This window comes from Streptomyces sp. JLBG701 (assembly GCF_058544905.1).
The window spans coordinates 9564128-9587290 of the sequence record NZ_CM178588.1 but is presented as its reverse complement, the minus strand read 5'-3'; the positions used below and the strand labels follow the sequence as shown (position 1 = coordinate 9587290).

Genomic DNA, 23163 nt, shown 5'->3' with positions numbered 1-23163 from the left:
AGGGCAGTCCATGCTCGACGTACGCGGCCTGAACAAGGTCTACGAGGGTTCGGGGCGCCGCGTCGAGGCGGTCCGCGACCTCACCTTCACGGTCGACGCCGGTGAACTGGTCTGCCTCGTCGGCCCGTCGGGCTGCGGCAAGACGACCCTGCTGAAGTGCATGGGCGGCCTGCTCACACCGACGGCGGGTGAAGTGCTGCTCGCGGGCAAGAAGGTGAACGGTCCGCCGCCCGGGATGGCGTTCGTGTTCCAGGAGTACGGGCGCAGCCTGTTCCCCTGGATGCGGGTCGGCGAGAACGTCGAACTCCCCATCAAGCAGAAGAACTTGCCCAAGGCACGCCGCCGCGAGCTGGTCGCGGACGCGCTGGAGTCCGTCGGCCTCGCGGATGCCGCAGGAGCGTATCCGTGGCAGCTGTCCGGCGGTATGCAGCAGCGGGTGGCCATCGCCCGCGCGCTGGCCTACCAGCCCGACGTCCTGCTGATGGACGAGCCGTTCGCGGCGGTCGACGCCCAGACGCGGGCCGACCTGGAGGACCTCGTACGCGGGCTGTGGCGGGAGCGCGGGATCACGATCCTGTTCGTCACGCACGACATCGACGAGGCCGTGTACCTGGGCGAGCGGGTGGTCGTCCTGTCCGCCTCCCCCACCGTGGTCCAGGAGCAGCTGAAGGTCGATCTGCCCGACGAGCGGGACCAGTTGCACACCCGGGTGGCCCCGCGCTTCGCCGAACTGCGGACCCATGTGTACGAGCAGATCCAGGCGGCGAAGCGCGGGAGCCTCCCGGTTCAGGACAGGCTCACGAAGTCAGATACGCCTCCACCTCGCTGAACTGCCCTGCGGGCCAGCCGGTGTTGGCGCTGACGGACAGGCGGAGATGGCGCAGGCTGGTGCCGCTGGGCAGGGAGACGGTGGCCGTGTTGCCGGTGGCCGGGTCGAAACGGTAGCCCTGTGAGCCGACCACCGTGGTGTAGGCCGAGCCGTCGGTGCTGCCCAGCACGGTGATGGTCTGGGTGCGCGCGCCCCAGGCGGCGGACGGCGGCAGCTTCAGCACCAGCCGCCGTACGGCCTCGTCGGAGCCGAGGTCGACCGTCCAGGACTGCGGGAACGCGTTGTTGGTGGACTCCCAGTAGCTGCCGGCGTCGCCGTCGACCGCCTTGCCCGGTGTGTAGACGTCCTGGGAGCCGGTGGCGGTGGCCGTTCGGCCCTTGGCCAGGTTGCGGGTGGGGTCGGGGTCCGGGTTGCCCTGGCCGGGCTGCGGCCAGGTCGAGCAGTCCGACCAGGTGCTGCTCCAGCCGGAGTTGCCGCCGGCGTCGGTGAGGGTGAAGGTGCCGGAGCCGGTCGGATAGGGGCAGTTGTAGATGCCGGCCGCGCCGACGCCGGTGGCCGTCACATTGCCGAACTTCACCGAGCCCTGGGTCTCGGCCTGGACGACGACCGTGCCGGTGTTGCGTACGGTGGCGCCGCTCACGGTGACGTTGCTCGTGGGGTAGCCGTGTCCGCCGCCGGAGACGAACTCGAAGGCGCTGTAGGGGCTGTCGGTGATCGTCGTGTTGGTGATGTTGACGGTCGCGTTGATGGCGCTGTCGTAGGAGTCGACGCGCAGCGCGCCCATCGGGTGGTTCCAGTTGGGGTTCATGGCGCCGGCGCGCACGAGGGTGTTGCCGTCGACCGTGATCGTGGCCGCGAGGGGATGGAAGGGGTCGAGGAACTTCTGGTTGGAGATCGCGATGCCGCTGCCGAGGGCGTTGGTGTCGGAGATCAGGTTGTTCTTCACCGCGATGTCGGTGCCGCCGTAGATCGCGATGCCGTTGGCGAGGTTCGGCTGGGTGATCGTGTTGTTCTCGAAGCTGCTGTCGGTGTCGGGGGCGTACAGCGACCACATGGCGAGCGCGTCGTCGCCCTGGTTGCGCAGGAAGTTGCCGCGGACGCGGACTCCGCGCGCGTTGCCGTTGAGGTTGAGGCCGTCGGCGGTCATGTCGAGGAAGCGGTTGTTCTCGACGACGAGGTTGTCGTTGTTGCTCATCAGCCACAGGCCGACCTTGAGGTGCTGGAGCCACATACCGGAGACCGAACTCCCGGGACCCAGCGCCCCGTTGACGAAATTGTCGGGATTGGAGTCGACGCGCTCGGTGACCTCGCCGAGGACCGCGAAGTCCTTGATGTGGACGCCACCGGAGGAGCTGGACTGGTCGATGAAGCGTGAGGTGTGCACGACGGAGTGCCAGCTGCCGGCGCCCTGGAGGGTGACGTTCTGGACGCCGCTGAGCGAGGACGTCAGCTTGTAGTCGCCCGGCGGGATCCAGACCACTCCCCCTTGCGCGGCGGAGATCGCGTCCCGGAAGGCCTGGGTGGAGTCGCCGTTGCCGGTGGGGTCGGCGCCCTTGGAGGTGACGGAGACCGAACCGGCGGGCTGGCCTGCGGCTGCGGCGACCTGCTCGAAGTCGGCGACGTCCACGGTGACTTCGGTCCCGGTCGACTGGAAGGCGACCTTGTCGCCCGCCTGGACGTTCTGGCCGAGTAGGAGACGGGCGTTGTCGAAGAAGTGGTGGGTCTTGGCGCCGGGGATCCAACTCGTGTCGATGTAGGAGTACTTGGAGGTGACGGCGAGGGTCTTCGCGAGTTTGGTGCCGTTGACGTACACGTCCAGCGTGCCGGACTGGCCGTCGGGGACGCTGTAGGCGACGTTCACGGCGTTGGCCGCGACCGGCACGGTGAACTCGACGCGCTGCCCGGAGGCGAGGCGGACGGCCTGGCGTCCGGACGCCTCCGAGGCGAGGGTGCCCTGTGTGTAGTCGGGGCCGATCTTCGTGCCGGTCGTGGTGGCGGCCTCGCCCTCGACCGAGGTGAAGGGGAGAGCGGCGCCGGCCGCGTGGGCGGCGGGGGCCAGGGTGACGATCGCACCTGCCGCGAGGGCGACAGTGGTGGCCATGATTGTCATGCGCCTGACATATCTGAAGGTGATGTGGTGCATGTGCTGATCCCTTCGTGGTGGGGGTACGGGGATAGCGGGGCGCGGTTTCAGGCGCGGAGCCAGACCGCGGTGTCCTTCGGGAGCCGCCCGTCGACGTCCAAGGGGCCGCTGCCGAGGAGGAGTTCGGTGTACGGGGGCAGGTCGGCGGAGGTGCCGGCGAGGTTCACGAGGCACATCACGCCTTCCGCGCGGGCGAAGGCCAGGACTCCCTGAGGGGCGGACAGCCAGGTGAGGGAACCGCCTCCGAACACCGGCCGGATCCTGATCGCCTGGCGGTACAGGCTGAGCATCGAGCCCGGGTCCTCGGCCTGGCGGTCGGCCGCGTACGCGGGCCAGTCGGCGGGTTGGGGCAGCCAGGGTTCGCCCCCGAACCCCGCGTACAGCGCTTCGGCTATCCAGGGCAGCGGGACCCGGCAGCCGTCCCGCCCGGGGTCGGTACCGCCGGAGCGGAAGTGCATGGGGTCCTGGATGCTGTCGCGCTCCAACTCCACCTCGGGCAGGCCGAGTTCCTCCCCCTGGTAGAGGTAGACGGCACCGGGCAACGCGAGGGAGAGCAGAGCGGCCGCACGGGCCCGCCGGGTGCCGAGGGCCGGGTCGGTGGGGGTGCCGAAGGCCTTGGTGGCGAAGTCGAAGGCGGTGTCGGCGCGTCCGTAGCGGGTGACCGTGCGGGTCACGTCGTGGTTGCACAGCACCCAGGTGGCGGGGGCACCGACCGGGGCGTGCTCGGCGAGTGTCGTGTCGATCGACGTCCGCAGCCGCCCGGCGTCCCAAGGACAGGACAGGAAGGAGAAGTTGAAGGCCGTGTGCAGCTCGTCGGGGCGCAGATAGCGGGCGAAGCGCTCGGCGTCCGGCAGCCACACCTCGCCGACGAAGACGCCGCCGTATTCGTCGGCCACCGCCCGCCAGGAGCGGTAGATGTCGTGGAGTTCGTCGCGGTCGACGAAGGGGTGCGGGTCGCGTCCTTCGACGAGGTCGGGCAGGTCCGGGTCCTTGGCGAGCAGGGCGGCCGAGTCGATGCGGACGCCCGCGACACCGCGCTCGAACCAGAAGCGCAGGATGTCCTCGTGCTCCTGGCGGACGGCCGGGTGGGCCCAGTTGAGGTCGGGCTGTTCGGGCGTGAACAGATGCAGGTACCAGTCGCCGTCGGGAAGCGGTGTCCAGACGGGCTCGGCTGAGCCGACGAACTGCGACGGCCAGTCGTTGGGCGGGAGTTGGCCCCGCTCGCCCCGTCCACGCCGGAAGTGGAACAACTCGCGTTCGGGACTCCCGGGCCCGGCGGCGAGGGCGGCCCTGAACCACGGGTGCTGGTCGGAGACATGGTTGGGGACGATGTCGACGATGGTGCGGATGCCCAGCTCCCGCGCCTCCGAGATGAGCTTCTCCGCTTCCGCGAGGGTGCCGAAGGCCGGGTCGATCGCCCGGTAGTCGGCGACGTCGTAGCCACCGTCCTTCATCGGGGACAGGTACCAGGGGCTGAACCACAGGGCGTCCACGCCGAGTTCGGCGAGGTACGGCAGCTTGGCGCGGACGCCGGCGAGGTCGCCGGTGCCATCGCCGTCACCGTCGGCGAAGCTGCGGACGTAGACCTGGTAGATGACGGCGGAGCGCCACCACTCGTTCGGGGCATGGGTGGGCTGTCCCACTGAGCTTCCCTTTCTGTTGACGGGGCGTCGACGTCAGCCCTTGGTGCTGCCCGCGCTGATCCCGGCGATGATGTGCCGCTGGAAGACCAGGAAGAGGGCGACCATCGGGATACTGGCGATCACCATCGCGGCGATGAGCACGGTCAGCTGGATGTTCTGTGACAGCTGGACGAGCGCCACGCTGATCGGCTGCTTTTCGGTGTCGAAGAAGACCATCAGCGGCCAGAGGAAGTCCTGCCACACGGCGACCAGCGCGAAGATCGACACGACGCCGAGCACCGGCCGCGACATGGGCAGCACGATCGACCACAGGATCCGCAGTTTTCCGGCCCCGTCGATCTCGGCGGCCTCCAGCACATCGCGCGGTATCTGGTCGAAGAACCGCTTGAGCAGGTAGAGGTTGAAGGCGTTGGCGACGGCCGGCAGCCAGATCGCCAGGGGGTCGTTGAGCAGTCCCAGGTCGGCCACGGTCAGGTATTTCGGTACGACCAGGGCCTGGGCCGGGACCATCAGCGTGGCGAGGATCCCGCCGAGGATCACCTTGCCGAAGACGGGTTTCAGTCGGGACAGGGCGTAGGCGGCGGCCGTGCACAGAACCAGCTGGAACAGCCAGGCACCGGCCGCCTGGACCACCGTGTTCCACAGGTGCTGCGGCAGCTGCATCAGGTCCCAGGCGTCGGTGTAGCCGTCGAGGTGCCACTGCTCGGGGACCAGGGTCGGGGGTGTCCGCGTCACCTCGTCCGGCGACTTCATCGCGCCGGTCACCATCCAGTAGACCGGGAAGAGGAAGGCGAGGGCGAAGAGCACGACGACGGTGGTGAAGACGCTCCAGTAGACGGCCCTGCCGCGCGGGCGGGCGAGTGCCGCCGGGGAGAGAAGGGTGCGGGTGCTCACGCGAAGTCCTCTCCGGATCGGGTGAGGCGCAGATATACGGCGGAGAAGGCGCCCAGCAGCACCAGGAGCATCACGCTGAGCGCGCAGGCGCCGCCGAAGTCGTTGTAGAGGAAGGCGTATTTGTAGATCAGGTAGAGGACGGTGACCGTGGCGTTCTCGGGGCCGCCGCCCGTGATCACGAACGGTTCGGTGAAGACCTGCATGGTCGCGATGATCTGAAGGAGCATCAGCATGAGGATGACGAACCGGGTCTGAGGGATCGTCACATGTCGGACGCGCTGGAGCAGGTTCGCGCCGTCCAGTTCGGCGGCCTCGTAAAGCTCGCCCGGGATGGACTGGAGTGCGGCGAGATAGATCAGGACCGTGCCGCCCATGTTGGCCCAAGTCGCCACGATGACAAGGGAGATGAGTGCCGTGTCGGCGCCGTTGGACCAGTTCGAGGTGGGCAGGTGGAGGAAGCGGAGTGCCTCGTTGGCGAGGCCGGCGCCGGGGTCGTAGAACCACTTCCACAACAGGGCGGTGACCACCGGCGGGATCATCACCGGCAGGTAGACCACGACCCTGAAGAAGGCCTTGGCGTGCCGGAGTTCGTTGAGGACGAGGGCCATCACGAAGGGGATCGCGAAGCCGATGAGCAGGGCGAGCAGCGTGAACGTGAGGGTGTTGCGCCAGGCTGCGGTGAACTCGGGGTCGTGCCAGACGCGGGTGAAGTTGGCGGTGCCGACCCACTCGGGGTCCGAGCCCGGTGTGTACTTCTGGAAGGCGATCACGATCGCGCGGATCGCCGGGTACCAGGAGAACAGGGCGAAGCAGATCAGGCCGCCGAGGAGGAATCCGTAGGCGCGGGCCTGGTCGGTGAGGCGGCGCCGCCTCCGGTCCCCTTCCGGGGGCGGCGCCTGGACCGGGCGTACGTCGATGGTCTCGACGGGGCGCGCGGTGGTCTTCGTCATCTTCGGTCAGCCCCGGGCGAGGATGCCGTCGATCTTGCCGGAGGCGTCTTGAAGGAGCTGGTCGATGTCGGCGTCCTTCTTGGTGAGGACGGCGGAGACGGCCGAGTCTAGGACGGAGTAGATCTGCTGGGCGCTCGGCGGCTCGATCTTCATCTTCAGGCTCTGGTTGCCGTCGAGGAAGGCCTGGTAGTTCTCCACGGGCACATTGGCGTTGGCCTGCTTGACCTGCTGGTCCTTGGCGTCTGCGGCGCCGGTGAACAGGCGCGGTTCGGGCAGGCCGACGGGTGCGTCGTTCTTCTTGGCGCGGGCGTAGTCGCCGAGGAAGCCGTCACCGGGCGTGAGGAACATGGAGTCGAGCCACTTCAGTCCGGCGCGGATCTGCTCGGGGCTCGCCTTCTTGTTGAACATGTAGCCGTCGCCGCCGATGAGCGTGCCCTCGCCGCCGGGCATGGGGGCGAGCGCGAGGTCCTTGTAGTTGCCGCCCTTCTCCTTGACGAGGATCGGGATGTTGTCGGGGGCGGAGAGGTACATGCCGAGCTTGCCCGAACCCATCAGCTGCTGGACGTCGTTGATGACGAGGAGTTGCTTGCTGCCCATCGAGTTGTCACTCCAGCGCATGTCGTGCAGGTTCTGCAGGACGGCGTGGCCTTGCGGGGTGTCAATGGTGGCGTTCTTGCCGTCGGCGCTGACGACGTCGCCGCCCTGGGAGTAGAGCTCGGCGGTGAAGTGCCAACCTCCTTGGTTCTGGGCGCTGTAGTCGGCGTAGCCGATGGTGCCGTCGCCGAGTGCGGTGATCTTCTTGGCGGCGGCGCGGAGTTCGTCCCAGGTGGCCGGGGGCTGGTCGGGGTTCAGGCCCGCCTTCTCGAAGAGCGCGCGGTTGTAGATGAGGCCCATCGAGTAGCCGGTGCGCGGGATGCCGTAGATCTTGCCGTCCACGGTGTAGATGTCCCGAAGCTGCTGCTGGATGGTGTCGTAGCTCTTCAACTCCTTGACGTACGGGGTGAGATCGGCCGCCTGGTTGATGTCGACGACGTGCTTGGCGTCGGTGAAGTACGTGTAGAAGACGTCCTCCATCTGCCCGCCGGCGAGCTTGGCGTCGAAGGTCTTGGGGTCCTGGCAGGGGAAGGCGTCGTGCGCGACGACGTCGATGTCCGGGTTGGCCTTCTCGAAGGAGGCGATGTCCTGCTCGAAGAACGAGCGGTCGACCTTGGCGCTCTTGGGCGGCATGCAGTTGACGGTGATACGGGTCTTGCCACTCCCCGAGTCGTCGGAGTCGCCGTTCGACCCGCAGGCGGTGAGGGCAAGGGAGCAGGCGCTGAGCGCGACAAGGGTGCGGCGGAACCCGGTGCTTCTCATCGGTGGACCCCTCTGGGCAGGAGCGGTGGGCGCCGCACACTCAAGCACCGGCGATATGGGTCCGCAAGATGTCGCGCAGAGTTTGTAATTATTCGACAGCAGGATGGATCTACCGGATCTGCTGGACCTGCTGGACCTCAGGCGCGCGGCGCTTGCGCCGTCGACCCCCTCACCACCAGCTCCGGCTCGAACAGCAACTCGTCCGCGGGTACGGCCGAGCCCCCGATCTGCGCGTTCAGCAGCTCGACCGCCGCCCGTCCCATGGCCTCGATGGGCTGGCGGACGGTGGTGAGCGGGGGCTCGGTGCAGTTCATGAACGCCGAGTCGTCGTAGCCGACGACCGAGATCTGCGAGGGGACGCCGAGTCCCTTGCGGCGGGCCGCTCTGATCGCGCCCAGGGCCAGGGGGTCGCTGGCGCAGATGAAGCCGGTGACGCCCCGCTCGATCAGCCGGGAGGCCGCCGCGTGTCCGCCCTCGATCGAGAAGATGGCCCGGGCGACGAACTCGTCCGGCAACTCCCCCGCGACCGCCCGCGCGGCTGCCAGCTTGCGCGCCGACGGCATGTGGTCCGCGGGCCCGAGCACCAGCCCGATCCGCTCGTGCCCGAGGGAGGCGAGGTGCCGCCAGGCCTGCTCCACGGCCACGGCGTCGTCGCAGGAGACACCTGGGAAGCCCAGGTGCTCGATGGCCGCGTTGACGAGGACGACCGGGATGTTGCGGTCGGCGAGCAGCCGGTAGTGGTCGTGGGGTGCGTCGGCCTGCGCGTACAGCCCGCCGGCGAAGACGACCCCGGAGACCTGCTGTTGGAGCAGCAGTGCCACATAGTCGGCCTCGGAGACGCCGCCCTTGGTCTGCGTGCACAGCACGGGGGTCAGCCCGAGCTGTGCGAGCGCCCCGCCGATCACCTCGGCGAACGCCGGGAAGATGGGGTTCTGCAGTTCGGGGAGGACGAGCCCGACGAGCCGGGCCCGCTCACCGCGCAGCTGCGTGGGACGTTCGTAGCCGAGGACGTCCAGGGCGGACAGCACCGCCTGCCGGGTGGGTTCGGAGACTCCCGGCTTGCCGTTGAGCACCCGGCTGACCGTGGCCTCACTGACCCCGACCTTCTTCGCCACCTCGGCAAGCCGTCGCGTCATGCGCGCAAGAATAGCGCAAGTTATGCAAGCCGTTTGCGTAAATGGGGTCCGGCTTACACCCGGCTTCCGGTGGCCGTGTCGGCGGACAGTCGCTGGGCGGCGTAGATCGGCAGGACGGACAGCAGGACGAGTACCGCCGCCACCACGTTGACCACGGGCGCCTGTTGGGGGCGGGTCATGTTGTTGAAGATCCAGATGGGCAGGGTCTCGACGCCCGGTCCCGCCGTGAACGTCGTCACGACGATCTCGTCGAAGGAGAGCGCGAAGGCGAGCAGTCCGCCCGCGAGCAGGGCCGAGCGGATCAGTGGGAAGGTGACGTCCGCGAAGGCGCGGAAGGTGTTCGCGCCGAGGTCCATCGCGGCCTCCTCGTACGAGCCGGAGGTGCGGCGCAGCCGGGCGACGACGTTGTTGAAGACGATGACGATGCAGAAGGTGGCGTGTCCGACGACCACGGTGAACAGGCTCAGGCCCACGCCGAGCGGCTCAAGTACCGTGCTGAACGCCGAGTTGAGGGCGATGCCGGTGACGATGCCGGGCAGCGCGATCGGCAGGACGACCACGAAGGACACGGCGTCGCGGCCGAAGAAGCGGTGCCGGGCCACCGCGAACGCGATCAGCGTGCCGAGCACGAGCGCGATCGCGGTGGCGCCGAGGCCCGCCTTCACCGAGACCCACAGCGCCTCGCGGGCACCCTCGTTCTCCCAGGCCACCGACCACCAGTGGAGGGTCAGCCCGGGCGGCGGCCAGCTCGCGCTGCGCTCCGGGTTCAGCGAGTTGACGAGCACGAGCAGCAGCGGGACGTAGATCACCGCGAAGCCGAACCCGGCGGCGACACGCAGCGCGATGCGCGCGGAACGGGAGAGTTGCACGGCGGACTCCTCAGAGACTGCTCAACGCGCCGGTACGGCGCATCGCCAGCAGGTACAGCACGATGACGACGACCGGGACCGTGCCGAGCGCGGCGGCCATGGGCAGGTTGAGCTCGATGTTGGAGTAGACGAGGTTGCCGATCAGCTGGGTCTTGCCGCCGACGATCTGCACGGTGATGTAGTCGCCGAGACTGAGCGAGAAGGTGAAGACCGACCCGGCGGCGACGGACGGCAGCACCATCGGCAGCACGACAGCGCGGAAGGTGCGCCCGGCCCGCGCCCCCAAGTCGGCTGACGCGTCAAGGAGGTTGGCGGGCAGCTGCTCCAGCGCGGTGTGGATCGGCAGGATCATGTACGGCAGCCAGAGGTACGTCAGTGTGATGACCGCCGCCGGCAGTCCGAACCCCGGCCCGTCGAGCCCGAACGGCTTCAGCATCCAGTCGGCGAGCCCGCCCTCGGAGAGGATCAGCCGCCAGGCGTACACCTTGACCAGGTAACTCGCCCACAGCGGGGTGAGGATGGCGACCACGAGCAACGGGCGCCACGTCGGCTTCGCGATACGGGCCGTGTAGAAGGCGACCGGGAAGGCGATCACCGCGCACAGGGCGGTGACCGCCAGCGCGACACCGACGCTCCGCAGGATCACCTGCCGGAACACGGGTGTCGTGAACAGGGCGTGGAAGTTGTCGGTCGACCAGACCTTCACCACCTCGGAGGTGAACGAGTTCGTCGTCCAAAACGCCGAGACGAACAGCACGCTCAACGAACCGAGATACAGCACGGCCAGCCACAGCAGCGGTGCGGTCAGCAGCAGGGACAGCCGGAGGCGAGGGCGACGGTGCAGCGCCCCCGCGGTCCGGTTCAGTACGGTCACGCGTCAGCCCTTGATCTCGGTCCAGGCCTGGACCCACTTGGCGTACGGCACGCACTTGACGTCACTGCGGCCGTCCAGGCACTGCTCGATGGGCGTGTTCCAGAAGGCGATGTTCTTCCAGTAGCTCTCGTCGGCGGCGTGGTACGTGGTGCAGAAGTTCTTGTCGCTGGTCAGGTCACAGGCCTTGGCGTTGGCGGGTGCCTCGCCGAAGTACTCGGCGACCTGGGCGTTGACCTCCGGGGAGACGATCCAGTCGAGCCACTTGTAGGCACAGTTGGGGTGCTCGGCCTTCGCGGAGATCATCCAGGTGTCGGACCAGCCCGTCGAACCCTCCTTCGGCACAATGGCCTTGACCTTGGCGCCCTCGTCGGTGGCGAGGTTGGCGATGACCTGCCAGGTGGTGCCGACGACGGAGTCGCCGCTCTTGAAGGCGGAGATCTCCTTGAGATAGTCGCTCCAGTACTCGCCGATGTTGGCGTTCTGCTGCTTCAGCAGGTCCACGGCGGCGTCGAACTGCTCCTGGTCGAGCGCGTACGGATCCTCGATCTTCAACTCCGGCTTGGTCGCCTTGAGATACAGGGCGGCGTCGGCGATGTAGATCGGCGAGTCGTACGCGGTGACGTGCCCCTTGTAGGTGGACGCGTCGTCGAAGACGGCGGACCAGGACGTCGGAGCGGGCGTGACCTTCTCGGTGTCGTACATCAGGAGGTTGGCGCCCCGGCCGTGCGGGATGCCGTACATCTGGCCGTCCACGGAGTTCCAGTCGCCGTCCTTGAGGCCGCTGACGATGTTCTTGTAGTTGGGCACCAGGTCGGTGTTGACGGGGACCGCGTCGCCGGAGGCTATGAGGCGCAGGGACGCGTCGCCGGAGGCGGAGACGGCGTCGTACTGGCCGGTCTTCATCAGCTTGACCATCTCGTCGGAGCTGGCAGCGGTCTTGGAGTTGACCTGACAGCCCGTCTGCTTCTCGAAATCGCTGACCCAGTCGACGGACGGGTCGTTGGACCCGTCCTCGACATAGCCGGCCCAGGCGATCAGGTTGACCTCGCCCTCGGTCTTGCCGAGCTTCGACTGCGCCTTGAGATCAGGGGGGTTGAGGCCGGTGGCCGAGGAGCCGGTGGTCGAGTCGGAGGAGCCGCAGGCGGTGGCGGCGGCCAGCAGCAGGGCGGCGGCGGAGGCGGCCTGGAGGGTTCGGGTGAGGCGCACGACGTTCTCCAAGAGTGAGGGAGCTCTGGCGTGGGGGACGGGTTGTTCAGTGGGGCAGGTGGTTCAGCTGGTGGCGGGGACCTGGACCGTGTGGCGGTGGTGCCACTGAAGGCGGACCCTGGTGCCGCGGTAGGCGGCGACGTCCTCGGCGGAGGTCTCCAGGTTCTGCTGGAGCGCGGTGAGTCGGCCGCCCGCGTCGAGGTCGACCAGGAAGCGGGTCGCGTCCCCCAGGTAGACGACCTCGGCGACGGTGCCGACGGCGGTGGCGTGCTCGGGTTCGTCCGCGATGGCGGACTCCTTGAGGACGCGGATCTTCTCGGGGCGGATGCTGTAGACGCCGGCCGTGCCGACGACCCGCTGAGCCGACTCGCCCTCCAGCAGGTTGGAGGTGCCGACGAAGGACGCGACGAACGGGGTCGCGGGGCGTTCGTAGATCTCGGCCGGGGTGCCGACCTGTTCGATGCGGCCCTGGTTGAAGACGGCGATGCGGTCGCTCATCGTCAGGGCCTCCTCCTGGTCGTGGGTGACGAACACGAAGGTGATGCCGACCTCGCGCTGGAGCGCCTTGAGCTCGATCTGCATCTCCTCGCGGAGCTTGAGGTCGAGGGCGCCGAGCGGTTCGTCGAGCAGCAGGACGCGGGGCCTGCCGACCAGGGCCCGGGCGAGGGCGACGCGCTGACGCTGGCCGCCGGAGAGCTGGGCGGGTCGGCGCCCGCCGTAGCCGTCGAGGCGCACCTCGGAGAGCGCCTTGCGGGCTCGCACGAGGCGCTGCGCCTTCGGCACCTTGCGGACCTTCAGCGGGTAGGCGACGTTCTGCTCGACGGTCATGTGCGGGAACAGCGCGTAGTCCTGGAAGACGGTGTGGACGTCCCGCTCGAACGGGGCGAGGCCCGTGACGTCCTGCCCGGCGAGCTCGATCCGGCCTCCGGTGGGGCTCTCGAACCCGGCGATCATGCGGAGCACGGTCGTCTTGCCCGAGCCCGAGGGGCCGAGCATCGAGAAGAACTCCCCGTCCGCGATCTCCAGGTCGACCCCGGCCACGGCGGTCGTCTCCCCGAACGACTTCCGCAGATCCGCTAGCCGGATCGCAATTCCCTCCATGGACGGGAACCTTTCTGGCGTTCTCTTACGTTGGCCTGAAACATATGAAGTCATAGTTCAAATCTCAAGACCCCCTTAGGGTAAAGCTTGAGTCAACGTGCAAGGTGGTGGCCGTGAAGCAAGACATGCGAGACATGGACGGCGGCGCCCGCAAGGCCGTCTTCGCCCCGGTGGACAACCGGGCCCGCGTCGACGCGGTGGTCCGCAGACTCGGCGACGCCATCGAGCTGGGGCTGCTCGCCGACGGGGAGCAACTGCCGGGCGAGAGCGAGCTCGCCGGGCAGCTCGGCGTATCCACGGTGACCCTGCGGGAGGCGCTCATGGCGCTGCGCCAGCAGGGCCTGGTCACCACCCGCCGGGGCCGCGGCGGCGGCAGCTTCGTGTCACTCCCCGAGGCCCCCGGCGAGGACCGGCTCAAGGTCCGGCTGCGCGGCTGGAGCACCGAGGAACTGCGCGACCTCGGCGACCACTGGGCCGCATTGTCCGGCGCCTCGGCCCGGCTCGCGGCCCAGCGCACGGAGCCGGAGGACTTGGTCCAACTGCGTCGCACGACCGAGGAGTTGAGGCGAGCAGAGGATGTGGGTGCGCGTAGTCGTGTCTACGGCCGCTTCCACGTCGAGCTCGCCGCGGCGGCCCAGTCCGCCCGCCTCACCCGGGAACAGGTCGCCCTCCAGACCGAAGTCGGGGCGCTGCTCTGCCTCGTGCTCGGCGACGACGAATATCGTGAAGAAGTCGCAGACCGTCACCACTCCGTAATCTCGGCCGTGCAAGATGGGGCCCACGAATCGGCCGGAACGCTGGCCGAAAGGTGCGTCCGCGAGTCGACGGCACGGCTCATCGCCGTACGCCTCACGCTCTAGACGCAGACCTCGGTCCGGTCCCTGTCCGCTGGAGGGCGCCATGAGCAGAAGTCTCGTCGGCGCGGCGGCCGCGACGCTGGACGCGTCCGCCGAGGAGCGCGTCGCGGCACGGGTGGGCCGCGCGCTGGAGTCCGTCTTCGACGCGGTGGCGGAAACCCGTGACGATACGGCTGCGCTGCTGGCCCGGGTCACGGCGCAGGGCCGCCGGCCCGCCACCGCGGACCTCGCGGCGCTGCGTCCTGGACTGCATCTGCGGCTGGCCCGGCAGGAGTTGGTGTCCGGCGTCGGCTTCGTGGCCGCACCAGGGCTGCTGACGGACGTACCGGCCTGGCTGGAGTGGTGGCAGACCACCGCCGAGGGAGACGTACGGCCGCTGCTGCCGGCCCTCGATCCCGACCGCTCGGCCTACTCGGACTACACCCACTGGGACTGGTTCGCGCTGCCCCGGGACAGCGGGCAACGGGCTGTGGCCGGGCCGTATGTGGACTATCTGTGCTCCGACGAGTACAGCCTGACGCTTTCGGCGCCGGTGGAGTTGGCGGGGCGGTTCGTGGGGGTGGCTGCTGCTGATGTTTATCTGCGGCACTTCGAGGCTGCTGCGCTGCCGTTGCTGCGGCAACTGGACGGGCCTGCGCATCTGGTGAATGCGCGGGGGCGGGTTGCGGCTTCTGCGGATCCCGCGCACCTGGCGGGGTCGCTTACCAAGGGGCCGGACTTTGGGGGCGTGTTGGAGGGGGGCCGGGGCGGAGGCGGGGGCGGGGGTTCGGAAGGGGCCCGGCCCGGGGGTTTCGAGTACGGCGGGATGCGGCTCTTTCCGTGCCGTGGGATTCCGCTCGTTCTCGTTGTGTCCGGGGGGCCGGGCAGGCGTTGATCCGTCGTCTTGCTTACGTTCACTGACCGAGGCGCCGTCGGCGACCTGAACGCCGGCGGTGCCCGGTCAGGCCTCGGGGGTCGGCACCACGCTGAGATGGCTCGCGGTGCGCCTTGCCCGGCGCGGGCCGGGCAGGGCGGGTGCCGGGGGTACCGGGCGGCGGGTTTCGCGCAGGAGCAGCGTCAAGCGCGTATAACCCATGCCCTGAAGGGTCTTGGGGGTCTCACCGACGATACGGCAGTCGGTGGCACCCCAACGCGGGTCGGGGTGCAGCAGCGGGCGGATCGCACCGTCGTGCTCGACGGCCTCCTCGCCGACCGAGCTGATCCAGTGCGGCAGGCCCTGCCGGTAGGCGGCCTCCATGATCGGATCCAGGGCGATGTCACGCCGGATCGCCTGGAGCCCGTGGTCGTGCCCGTACCGCTCCACTGCGGCCGCGAAGTGCGCCAGCATCGGCAGACACCAGCTCGACTCGTGCTCCCCCAGGACCGTGCCCGCGTCCGGGTGGAACAGCACGAAACGGAGGAAGTTGTCGTAGGGCATGGCCGTCGGATGCGGGCTCATGCCGCGGAAGAGTGACTCGAAAGCGGTGTTGGAAAGGACGACGTCCCAGCGGTGGTCGAGGACGACGGACGGAAAGGGGACTGCCTCCAGGAGGGTGGCGTAGTCCTGCAGATACGCCTGGGCCTCGGGACTCTCGGGGATGGGCCGCGGCGCCGGCCGCTGCCCTCCTGCCTGAAATGCCATCGGGAGGTCACCCCTCTTGCCTATGCGGCCTTCACGCGGCGCCTTGATCCTGCTGCCCCGATGCGAGTCGTGTCAACTATCGTGGCATTTCATGCCTGTTGACGGCTGAAATTGGCCACAGTTGTGGCGAGACCTGGATGTGAGTTCGAACCAACCGCTACTCTCCGGGAAGTTCACGGCAACCGCTTGTGAGAAGCCTGTGCGTAGAGACACTTGCTTAGAGACGCATTCGTAGAGATACGTGCGTAGAGACACACAAGACGCAAGAGACGTAGGAGATCTGTCGGTGACGGATGGCTTCGAGGTTCCGGGCGCCGCGGCGACGGTTCTGCTGCCGGCCGTCGTCGCACGCGTTACCGCGCTCGCCGACCGGCTGGATGTGTCGCACGGTGAGGTCTTCGACACTGGGCGGTTGTCTGTCGCTTCCGGGGTTCCCGAGCCTGTCGTCAAGACGCTGTTGAGCGGCTGCCCCGCGGGCGAGCCTGATGTTCAGGCTCGGTTTCTGCAACGGCTCGATCTTCTGCGCCGTACCCGGGTCAAGCCCAACGGGCGCAAGTACACGCAGCAAGAGATCGCGGACGGTGCGGGTATGTCGCGGCAGCAGGCCGGTGCCCTTATCAATGGCGACCGGCGGCCCACCATGGAGCACTGCGACGCCATCCAGCGGTTCTTCCGTGTGCACGCCGGGTTTCTTACCGCGGAGGATCCGGAGGCGCTGGCGGGGGCCCTGCAGCGGACCGAGGGGGAGCTTCTGCAGAAGCTTGCCGATCGGGAGCGGGAAGCGGCTGCGGGGGGCGGGGATAGGGATCCGCTGGAGCGGCTGCTGATGGACCATGGGGTTCGGGGTATTGCTTGGCGGGCGGCGCAGTTGCCTACTGATCAGCATCGGGACAAGGTTGCTGAGTGGCTGGACATGTTGTTGGAGAGTGTTAAGCGGCCTGAGGATTGAGTGTGGGGGCTGGGCTTGGGGCTGGGGCTTGTTGAGTGGCTGGCCGCTCGCGTGACGCTTATTGGGAGGCTGGCCTCCCGTGTGGGCGCTTGTTGAGAAGGCACCCTCGCGCGCGTGTTTGATGGGTCGGTCGCCTTCGGGGGCGCTTTGTGCCGGTGTCGAGAGGCCGATCGTGCTCAGCGCTTCGCGCCTCCGCGCGTTCGGCCTCTCGACACCGGCGCGCCCCCTGCGGCTCCCTCCCGGCCGGCGCGTGGGGACAGGCCTCCTGGGACGGCCCGCAACCTCCGTCTGTGTGGGCAGGGATGGCTGTCAGGCGCTTGTTTGAGGCGTCAGATTACGTGGCGCTTCTTTCACTTGCTTCTCTTAGGTCTCTCTCCATCGCGCGGTTGCGGGTGCTGTCGGGGTGTTCCGGTGACGTTCCCGGGGTGCCCTCGCAGAGGAGGTCACGCCAGTGGTCCCGGCTCCAGTTCGCCGGTTGTGTTGTGCCGGTGAACTCCTCTACCAGGGACAGGAAGCGGGCCGGGTCTGTGTGGAACGGGAAGTGGCCGGCGCCCTTGAAGATCTCCAGGCGGCTGCCGGGCATTGCCTCGTGGGCGCCGTAGGCGTGGCGGACCGGGACTACGCTGTCGCGGTCGCCCCAGAGGAGCATCGTTGGCATGCCCTCGGTGAGGTAGCAGCGGTCGAGCATCGTCACTACCTGGCCGCGCCAGTCGACCACCGCGCGCAGGGTGCGGATGAAGGCGTTGCGTGACGTGTCGTCGGGCAAGGCATCGACCAGGTTCAGCAAGTCCGGGGCGTCCTGGCCCAGGTCCGTGTTCAGGAGCTTCATCAGCTGGACTGCCAGGCCTACTTGGAGGCGCATGCCTGGCAGGCGTAGGGCTGAGAGGGCTAGGTATGAGCCGGGGAGGGTGACGGCGCGGAGTACCGGGTTGACCTCGCGGCCAACGCCTCCCGCGCTGACCAGGATGAGTCGTTCGGTGCGCTCGGGGAACTGGTAGGCGAACTGCATCGCCACTCCCCCGCCCAGCGAGTGGCCGACCAGCGTCGCGGACTCGATGCCCAGGGTTGTCAGCAGGTCTCGTACGCCGTTCGCGTACGCGGCCACCGAGTAGTCGGCGCGCGGTTTGTCGGAGGCACCGTGGCCCAGGAGGTCGGGGGCGATGACGGTGTGGTTGCGGGCCAGGTCGGGGATCAGTTCGGCCCAGGTCGCCGAGGAGTCCCCGATGCCGTGGATGAGGACCAGCGCGGGTCCCTCGCCGGCCATGCGGAAGGCACGCCGGTAGCCGTGCACGACCCGGTACTGCACCTCCAGTTCGCCGTCGCCCACCGGACGCAGCCGTACCGCGCGCGCCGGGCGTCGGCGTGGAACGTCGACCACGCACTCGCCTCCCGTTCCCGTGGCCGCCATGTGACGGCCGAAAGCCCTTCACACCAGCGTAGAGCGGCTGTCTTACAGGGGATTTCCGCGACGTTTCGCCTCCGCTAAGCGGGCGAACCCGGGCGTAGCCGAAGTGGATTGTCAGTGGGGGGCGGCAAGCTGGGAGTGCGCACCGCTGTGGTGGGGCGCGTGACCTACGACGCCGACGCGGGGAGAGCCGACCGATGCCGATGCACACCGCTGTGATGACCGACCGCGAGCGCGCCGCCGTACAGGCTTATCTGCGGCTGCTGCATACGGTGCGTGCCGCCTTCGGGGACACAGACACAGACGGTCCTCCGGGCGGTGGGCGGCCAACCGTCGTTCCGCCCTCGGTACTCGCCGAGGCGGAGGAGGCTCTCGCGGCCGCGGGACTGGCCGGCAACGAGGAGGCGTTCTTCCGGCTCCTGCAGAGCTGGTGCCCAGACGTGTAGGGAGGGGAGGGGGATGGAGCGGGCAGTAGGGCGCGCGTCAGGGGTGCTCTACCGTCACCGCCGTTGCCACCAAACCCCGCTGGACCGTCCATCTGCCCTCGAAGTGGTCCAGCCGGTGGCCGTCCACCAGCGGGCCTGGTACGAGGAGTTCGGCTCGGAAGGCGCCATGCAGGGGGGTGTCGGGGTTCACGGAGATCTCGATGTCGGCCTCCGTGAAGTCCAGCCATAGGCCAGTCAGCGGGAACCACGCCTTGTAGACCGACTCCTTGGCGCTGAACAGGAGGCGGTCCCAGTGGATCGTGGGGTGGTCGGTGGACAGGCGGCGCAGGCGTTCCGCCTCCGTGGGGAGGGAGACTGCGGCGAGGACGCCCTCGGGGAGCGGGAGGTGGGGTTCGGCGTCGATGCCGATCGACGCCAGGTCGGTCGCGCGGACCAGGGCGGCGGCGCTGTAGCCGTCGCAGTGGGTCATGCTGCCGACCAGGCCGGACGGCCAGCGGGGGGCGCCGCGCTCGCCGGGGAGGATGGGCTGCGGGGGCACGCCCAGCTTCTCCATGGCGCGGCGGGCGCAGGCGCGTACCGTGGCGAACTCGCGGCGGCGCTTGGCCACCGCCTGGGCCACGATCACCTCTTCCTCCGGGTACAGATCCGGGTAGAGGGAAGTGTCCCCCTCGCCCTCGACGCCCTCGGTGCCGTGGGCCTCCACGGCCACCACCGAGGCGGGGAGCAGCTCCTCGATCAAAGGATTCCGACCTCCATCGGCAGAATGCGCCGCAGTCTTCCCGGCGGCCCGGGGCGCTTGCTCCACTCGCGGGGGTATCCCACCGACACCTCTTCGAAGCGGACGCCCTCGTGCCAGGTGGTCCGCGGGATGTGCAGGTGCCCGTAGACCATGGTGGCGACGCGGAAGCGGCGGTGCCAGTCGGCGGTCAGGGTCGTGCCGCACCACATGGCGAACTCGGGGTGCCACAGGACGTCCGTGGGGTGGCGGTCCAGGGGGTAGTGGTTGACGAGGATCGTGGGCAGGTTGGTGGGGAGTGCGGTGAGGCGGCGCTCTGTTTCGGCTACCCGGGCCCTGCACCAGGCCTCGCGGGTCGGGTACGGGTCGGGGTGGAGGAGGTACTCGTCGTTGCAGACGATGCCCGTTTTGTACGCGTACTCCAGGCCCTGTTCCTTGGTGGTGCAGCCCGTGGGGAGGAATGAGTAGTCGTAGAGGACGAAGAGGGGCGCGACCGCTACCGGGCCTCCTTGGCCCTCCCATACGGGGTACGGGTCCTCCGGCGTCGTGACGTCCAGCTCTCGGCACATCTCGACCAGGTGCTCGTAGCGGGCTACGCCTCGCAGGGTGACCGGGTCCCTGGGGTGTGTCCACAGTTCGTGGTTGCCGGGGGACCAGATCAGCTTGCGGAAGCGGGCCGCGAGTGTCTTCAGGGTCCAGTGGATGTCGGCCACGGACTCCGAGACGTCGCCGGCCACCAGGAGCCAGTCCTCGTCCGTTTCGGGGTGCATCCGCTCGACCAGGGCGCGGTTCTCGGCGTAGCCGATGTGCAGGTCGCTGATGGCCAGCAGCTGTCCGGGTCCGCCGGCCCTCGAGTCCACCCGTTGCCCCCTCCGAGCGCGCGAATGGCACCACAAGAGCACACCCGGGGTTCGCGGGACAAGGGCGCGCCTCACAGGGGGGCAGGGGGTGTCACGCAGGTGGGCTGGCAGGCTCCGGCGAGGCGGGTGGGCGCGGTCGGAAAATCCGTAACATGCATGTTGCACGCCGGGCCCATGGAAAGCCGTATGATCGCCCCAACACCACCGCCACGAACTTCCCTTCACGCAGGGCAGTTTGGTGTTCCCTCCCATAACCCTGCCCGGGCACGGCTTGCTCCGCCGTGCCTGTGAACCGTGAAAGGACGGCCCTGCATGGTCTCTCGCGTACGCGTCTGGCTCAACCGCACGTACGCGGAGAACGTGTTCTTCATGGATCAGCTGCGGAGAAATCCCAGCGACCGCGCGGTCGAGATCCATGCGACGCACGGTGACGCCGACTCCCCCGTGCTGGCCGCCGCCGACACCGCCGACCTGGAGCCCGAGGGCCTGTCCCCGGCCGCCTACGTCGAGTTCGCCCTCGACCAGTGCGCTCGTCGCAACATCGACGTGTTCGTGCCGCGCCTGCACCAGACCGCGATCGTCGCGCACCGCGCCGACTTCGAGGCCGTCGGTACGGCGCTCCTCGCGCCCCCTCCCGAGGCCGTGGCCGTCTTCCACGACAAGGTGATCGCCTACGAGGCGGTCCAGGCGATCGGCGTACCGGTGCCACCGTGGTGGCGGGTGCGTACGGCCGATGAACTCGTCGCGGCTGTCGAGGAGTTGGAGGCTGGCGGGCATAAAGCGTGCTTCAAGCCCGCGTCGGGTGCGGGTGGGGTGGGCTTCCGTGTCATCACTCGTACTCCCTTCTCGCTCATGCACCTGAACGGCTTCCCGAGCCCGTATGTGCCGCTGGATGTCGTCGTCGAGGCGGTGCAGAAGGCCGATCATCCAGTCGACTGGCTGGTGATGCCGCGGCTGGAGCAGCCGGAGGTGTCCGTCGACTGCCTCACCGGACCCGACAACCGGATCCGGATGGCCGTGGGGCGCACGAAGAACGGCCGTCGTCGGGGCTTCACGCTGCAGGAGCAGTGGCTGGAGCCGGCGCGGATGATCGCTGAGGGCTTCGGGCTGCACTATCTGTCCAACATCCAGTTCCGGATGTTCGGCGACAAGCCGGTCCTGATGGACGTCAACACGCGTCCGGCGGGCGGCCTGCACCAGCTGTCGCTGTGCGGCGTCAACGCCCCTTGGGCGGCAGTGCAGTTGGCGCTCGGCGAGGACCCGGGCGAGGTGCACCCGCCGTTCCTGGGCCAGGACTACACGGTGGTTTCCGGGCCTCGTCCTCTACGCGCGGTGTCCCTCCCCCACCAGCGGCTCGACGAGACCGAGCAGCCCCTGCTGCCGACCGTTCCGGCGGCCGCGCCCGAGACAGTCGACTCCGTCGAGACTGTCGACACGGTCTCTTCGGAGAGTGGGGCCACCGCCACCGCTCCGGCCTAGACCCGCAGCTTTCCTGCCGGTGTGGACCAATCATGGCTGCGGCCCTGGCACCCATGATTGGTCCACACCGGCGCGGTTGCGCATCTCTGCACTCCCGAACAACCGTTCCTGAGCAGTTGGCGAGACCGAACCCGTCCACTGGCACGCCCCGAACGGTCTTGGGCGCACTGGTCACCGGCGTACTCGACCCCGGGGCGGCGACACGGATCCTGTCCGTGGTCCGAGCCCGGGAGGCCAGCTCCCTGTACGACCTGGCCATGTGAGCGCGGCCAAAGGCGACAGGGAGGCCCTGAACCATCACTCTGGCGGAGCAGGGGCCCTGCACGCTGGCACCGCACTCGGCGTCCCAGATCGCACGGCAACGTTAACCCGAACAGCCCAACATACGGCAAGCCCCAACGCCGACGATCACACGATCGAGCTAACCGCCGGCACCAGCCGAGCCCTGCGGTGCCTCGACCTGGACGACGTCGCCGTCGGCGTACAGCCAGCTGACCGTGGGCTTCACGACCGGCGCCGCCCAGACCAGCGCCACCATCTACGTCCACGGCTGGTACGCCCAGGGCACCTACTACGCCGACGACATCAGCCTCGACGGCCCCGGCGGTGGCGGCGGCTCGGACACCCAGGCGCCGACCGCGCCTACGGGGCTGACCTCCACGGGCAAGACCTCGTCGAGCGTGTCGCTGTCGTGGGGTGCCTCCAGCGACAACGTGGGCGTGAGCGCGTACGACGTCTACAGCGGCGCGACCCAGGTGCTCAGCGTCTCCGGTACGTCCGCCACGGTGAGCGGGCTGTCGGCGAGTACCGCCTACACGTTCACCGTGAAGGCGCGGGACGCGGCCGGGAACACCTCGGCGGCCTCCAACGCCGTGACCGTCACGACGGACGCGGGCAGCGGTGGCGGCACCGGCTTCAAGCAGGCCGCGCCGTACCTGTACGAGGGCTGGGGCGACCCGCCGAGCCCGACCACCGTGATGAGCGCGACCGGGATCAAGTGGTTCACGATGGCGTTCATGCTGGACGGTGGCGGCTGCAACCCGATGTGGGACAGCGCCCGGCCGCTCACTGGCGGGGTCGACCAGACCGCCATCAACCAGATCCGCGCCGCGGGCGGTGACATCGTCCCGTCGTTCGGCGGTTGGTCGGGCAGCAAGCTCGGCGCCAACTGCTCCTCCGCGAGCGCACTCGCCGGGGCCCTGCAGAAGGTGATCGACGCCTACTCGCTCAAGGCCATCGACATGGACATCGAGAACTCGGACGAGTTCGAGAACGAGGCTGTCCAGGCGAGGATCCTCACCGCGCTGAAGACGGTCAAGGCCAACAACCCCGGCCTGAAGACCATCGTCACCTTCGGCACCTCGACGACCGGCCCGACGTACTACGGCAACCGGCTCATCGAGCAGGCCAATTCGCTCGGCGCCGACATCGACGTCTTCACGATCATGCCGTTCGACTTCGGTGGCGGCGCCGACATGTACGGCAACACCGTGGGCGCGACCGAGGGGCTGAAGACCAAGCTGAAGTCCACCTTCGGCTGGGACGACGCCACGGCCCACGCCCACATCGGCATCTCCGGCATGAACGGTCTCAGCGACCAGCAGGAGCTCACCAGTCCGGCGATCTGGACCCAGGTCCGCGACTGGGCGAACTCGCACCACATCGCCCGCCTCGCGTTCTGGTCGGTCAACCGCGACCGGCCGTGCGCGGGTGGCGGCGTGGTGAGCAACTGCTCCGGCATCAGCCAGAACAACTGGCAGTTCACGTCCATCACGGCCGGCTTCACCGGCTGAGCGTCACCGTGGGGGT

General features: G+C 68.7%; 20 protein-coding genes and 1 pseudogene. 7 read left to right on the top strand and 14 right to left on the bottom strand.

The window, feature by feature from the left end; translation table 11 throughout:
* The first annotated feature begins 10 nt into the window (after positions 1-10).
* On the top strand, positions 11-829 hold the full coding sequence (locus AC5DRG_RS43855; protein ID WP_491813321.1) for an ABC transporter ATP-binding protein: 819 nt from the start codon (positions 11-13) through the stop codon (positions 827-829).
* Here AC5DRG_RS43855 and AC5DRG_RS43850 read toward each other — a convergent pair.
* The 10 genes from AC5DRG_RS43850 to AC5DRG_RS43805 form a co-directional block, all read right to left on the bottom strand.
* Complete coding sequence (locus tag AC5DRG_RS43850; protein ID WP_491805488.1) at positions 798-2930, bottom strand: discoidin domain-containing protein; 2133 nt, start codon at positions 2928-2930, stop codon at positions 798-800. The genes AC5DRG_RS43855 and AC5DRG_RS43850 overlap by 32 nt on opposite strands.
* 89 nt (positions 2931-3019) lie before the next feature.
* On the bottom strand, positions 3020-4615 hold the full coding sequence (locus AC5DRG_RS43845; protein ID WP_491805486.1) for a glycoside hydrolase family 13 protein: 1596 nt from the start codon (positions 4613-4615) through the stop codon (positions 3020-3022).
* Between the two features lie 33 nt (positions 4616-4648).
* Positions 4649-5509, bottom strand: a complete 861-nt coding sequence (locus AC5DRG_RS43840) for a carbohydrate ABC transporter permease (protein ID WP_491805484.1) — start codon at positions 5507-5509, stop codon at positions 4649-4651.
* Entirely contained in the window at positions 5506-6459 is a 954-nt protein-coding gene (locus tag AC5DRG_RS43835) for a carbohydrate ABC transporter permease (protein WP_491805482.1), read from the bottom strand. The genes AC5DRG_RS43840 and AC5DRG_RS43835 overlap by 4 nt, the downstream gene beginning before the upstream one ends.
* A 6-nt stretch (positions 6460-6465) precedes the next feature.
* On the bottom strand, positions 6466-7815 hold the full coding sequence (locus tag AC5DRG_RS43830) for an ABC transporter substrate-binding protein (protein WP_491805480.1): 1350 nt from the start codon (positions 7813-7815) through the stop codon (positions 6466-6468).
* Positions 7816-7952: 137 nt separating this feature from the next.
* On the bottom strand, positions 7953-8951 hold the full coding sequence (locus tag AC5DRG_RS43825; RefSeq protein WP_491805478.1) for a LacI family DNA-binding transcriptional regulator: 999 nt from the start codon (positions 8949-8951) through the stop codon (positions 7953-7955).
* Positions 8952-9004: 53 nt separating this feature from the next.
* Complete coding sequence (locus tag AC5DRG_RS43820) at positions 9005-9820, bottom strand: ABC transporter permease (protein WP_491805476.1); 816 nt, start codon at positions 9818-9820, stop codon at positions 9005-9007.
* A 10-nt stretch (positions 9821-9830) separates the two neighbouring features.
* Complete coding sequence (locus tag AC5DRG_RS43815) at positions 9831-10694, bottom strand: ABC transporter permease (RefSeq protein WP_491805475.1); 864 nt, start codon at positions 10692-10694, stop codon at positions 9831-9833.
* A gap of 3 nt (positions 10695-10697) precedes the next feature.
* Positions 10698-11900: an ABC transporter substrate-binding protein gene (locus tag AC5DRG_RS43810; RefSeq protein WP_491805473.1), complete on the bottom strand. Its 1203-nt coding sequence runs from the start codon at positions 11898-11900 to the stop codon at positions 10698-10700.
* Positions 11901-11963: 63 nt separating this feature from the next.
* Positions 11964-13001 carry an ABC transporter ATP-binding protein gene (locus tag AC5DRG_RS43805; protein ID WP_491805471.1) on the bottom strand — a complete coding sequence of 346 codons (1038 nt, stop codon included), beginning with the start codon at positions 12999-13001 and terminating at the stop codon, positions 11964-11966.
* Positions 13002-13126: 125 nt separating this feature from the next.
* On the opposite strand from AC5DRG_RS43805, the gene AC5DRG_RS43800 reads away from it, so the two are divergent.
* Complete coding sequence (locus AC5DRG_RS43800) at positions 13127-13861, top strand: FadR/GntR family transcriptional regulator (RefSeq protein ID WP_491813320.1); 735 nt, start codon at positions 13127-13129, stop codon at positions 13859-13861.
* Positions 13862-13901: 40 nt separating this feature from the next.
* The gene (locus AC5DRG_RS43795; RefSeq protein ID WP_491805470.1) at positions 13902-14732 is read left to right on the top strand and encodes a cache domain-containing protein; all 831 of its coding nucleotides are present in this window, start codon (positions 13902-13904) and stop codon (positions 14730-14732) included.
* Positions 14733-14798: 66 nt separating this feature from the next.
* Here the strand turns inward: AC5DRG_RS43795 and AC5DRG_RS43790 are convergent, their stop codons facing one another.
* Entirely contained in the window at positions 14799-15479 is a 681-nt protein-coding gene (locus AC5DRG_RS43790) for an MmyB family transcriptional regulator (protein ID WP_491805468.1), read from the bottom strand.
* 286 nt (positions 15480-15765) lie between these two features.
* Here AC5DRG_RS43790 and AC5DRG_RS43785 point away from each other — a divergent pair, with 286 nt between their 5' ends.
* The gene (locus AC5DRG_RS43785; RefSeq protein WP_491805466.1) at positions 15766-16428 is read left to right on the top strand and encodes a helix-turn-helix domain-containing protein; all 663 of its coding nucleotides are present in this window, start codon (positions 15766-15768) and stop codon (positions 16426-16428) included.
* 334 nt (positions 16429-16762) lie between these two features.
* Here AC5DRG_RS43785 and AC5DRG_RS43780 read toward each other — a convergent pair whose 3' ends face one another.
* A complete protein-coding gene (locus AC5DRG_RS43780) occupies positions 16763-17806 on the bottom strand; it encodes an alpha/beta fold hydrolase (RefSeq protein ID WP_491805464.1) in 1044 nt (347 codons plus the stop codon).
* Positions 17807-18036: 230 nt separating this feature from the next.
* On the opposite strand from AC5DRG_RS43780, the gene AC5DRG_RS43775 reads away from it, so the two are divergent.
* Positions 18037-18279, top strand: a complete 243-nt coding sequence (locus AC5DRG_RS43775) for a hypothetical protein (RefSeq protein ID WP_491813319.1) — start codon at positions 18037-18039, stop codon at positions 18277-18279.
* Between the two features lie 37 nt (positions 18280-18316).
* Here the strand turns inward: AC5DRG_RS43775 and AC5DRG_RS43770 are convergent, their stop codons facing one another.
* Both AC5DRG_RS43770 and AC5DRG_RS43765 read right to left on the bottom strand, forming a co-directional pair.
* Positions 18317-19018 carry a 4'-phosphopantetheinyl transferase family protein gene (locus tag AC5DRG_RS43770; protein WP_491805462.1) on the bottom strand — a complete coding sequence of 234 codons (702 nt, stop codon included), beginning with the start codon at positions 19016-19018 and terminating at the stop codon, positions 18317-18319.
* On the bottom strand, positions 19015-19875 hold the full coding sequence (locus AC5DRG_RS43765) for a metallophosphoesterase family protein (RefSeq protein WP_491805460.1): 861 nt from the start codon (positions 19873-19875) through the stop codon (positions 19015-19017). The genes AC5DRG_RS43770 and AC5DRG_RS43765 overlap by 4 nt, the downstream gene beginning before the upstream one ends.
* Before the next feature lie 312 nt (positions 19876-20187).
* Here AC5DRG_RS43765 and AC5DRG_RS43760 point away from each other — a divergent pair, with 312 nt between their 5' ends.
* Positions 20188-21354, top strand: a complete 1167-nt coding sequence (locus AC5DRG_RS43760) for an ATP-grasp domain-containing protein (RefSeq protein WP_491805458.1) — start codon at positions 20188-20190, stop codon at positions 21352-21354.
* 449 nt (positions 21355-21803) lie between these two features.
* Positions 21804-23147, top strand: a pseudogene (locus tag AC5DRG_RS43755) (fibronectin type III domain-containing protein); the annotation flags it as partial.
* Positions 23148-23163: the final 16 nt, after the last annotated feature.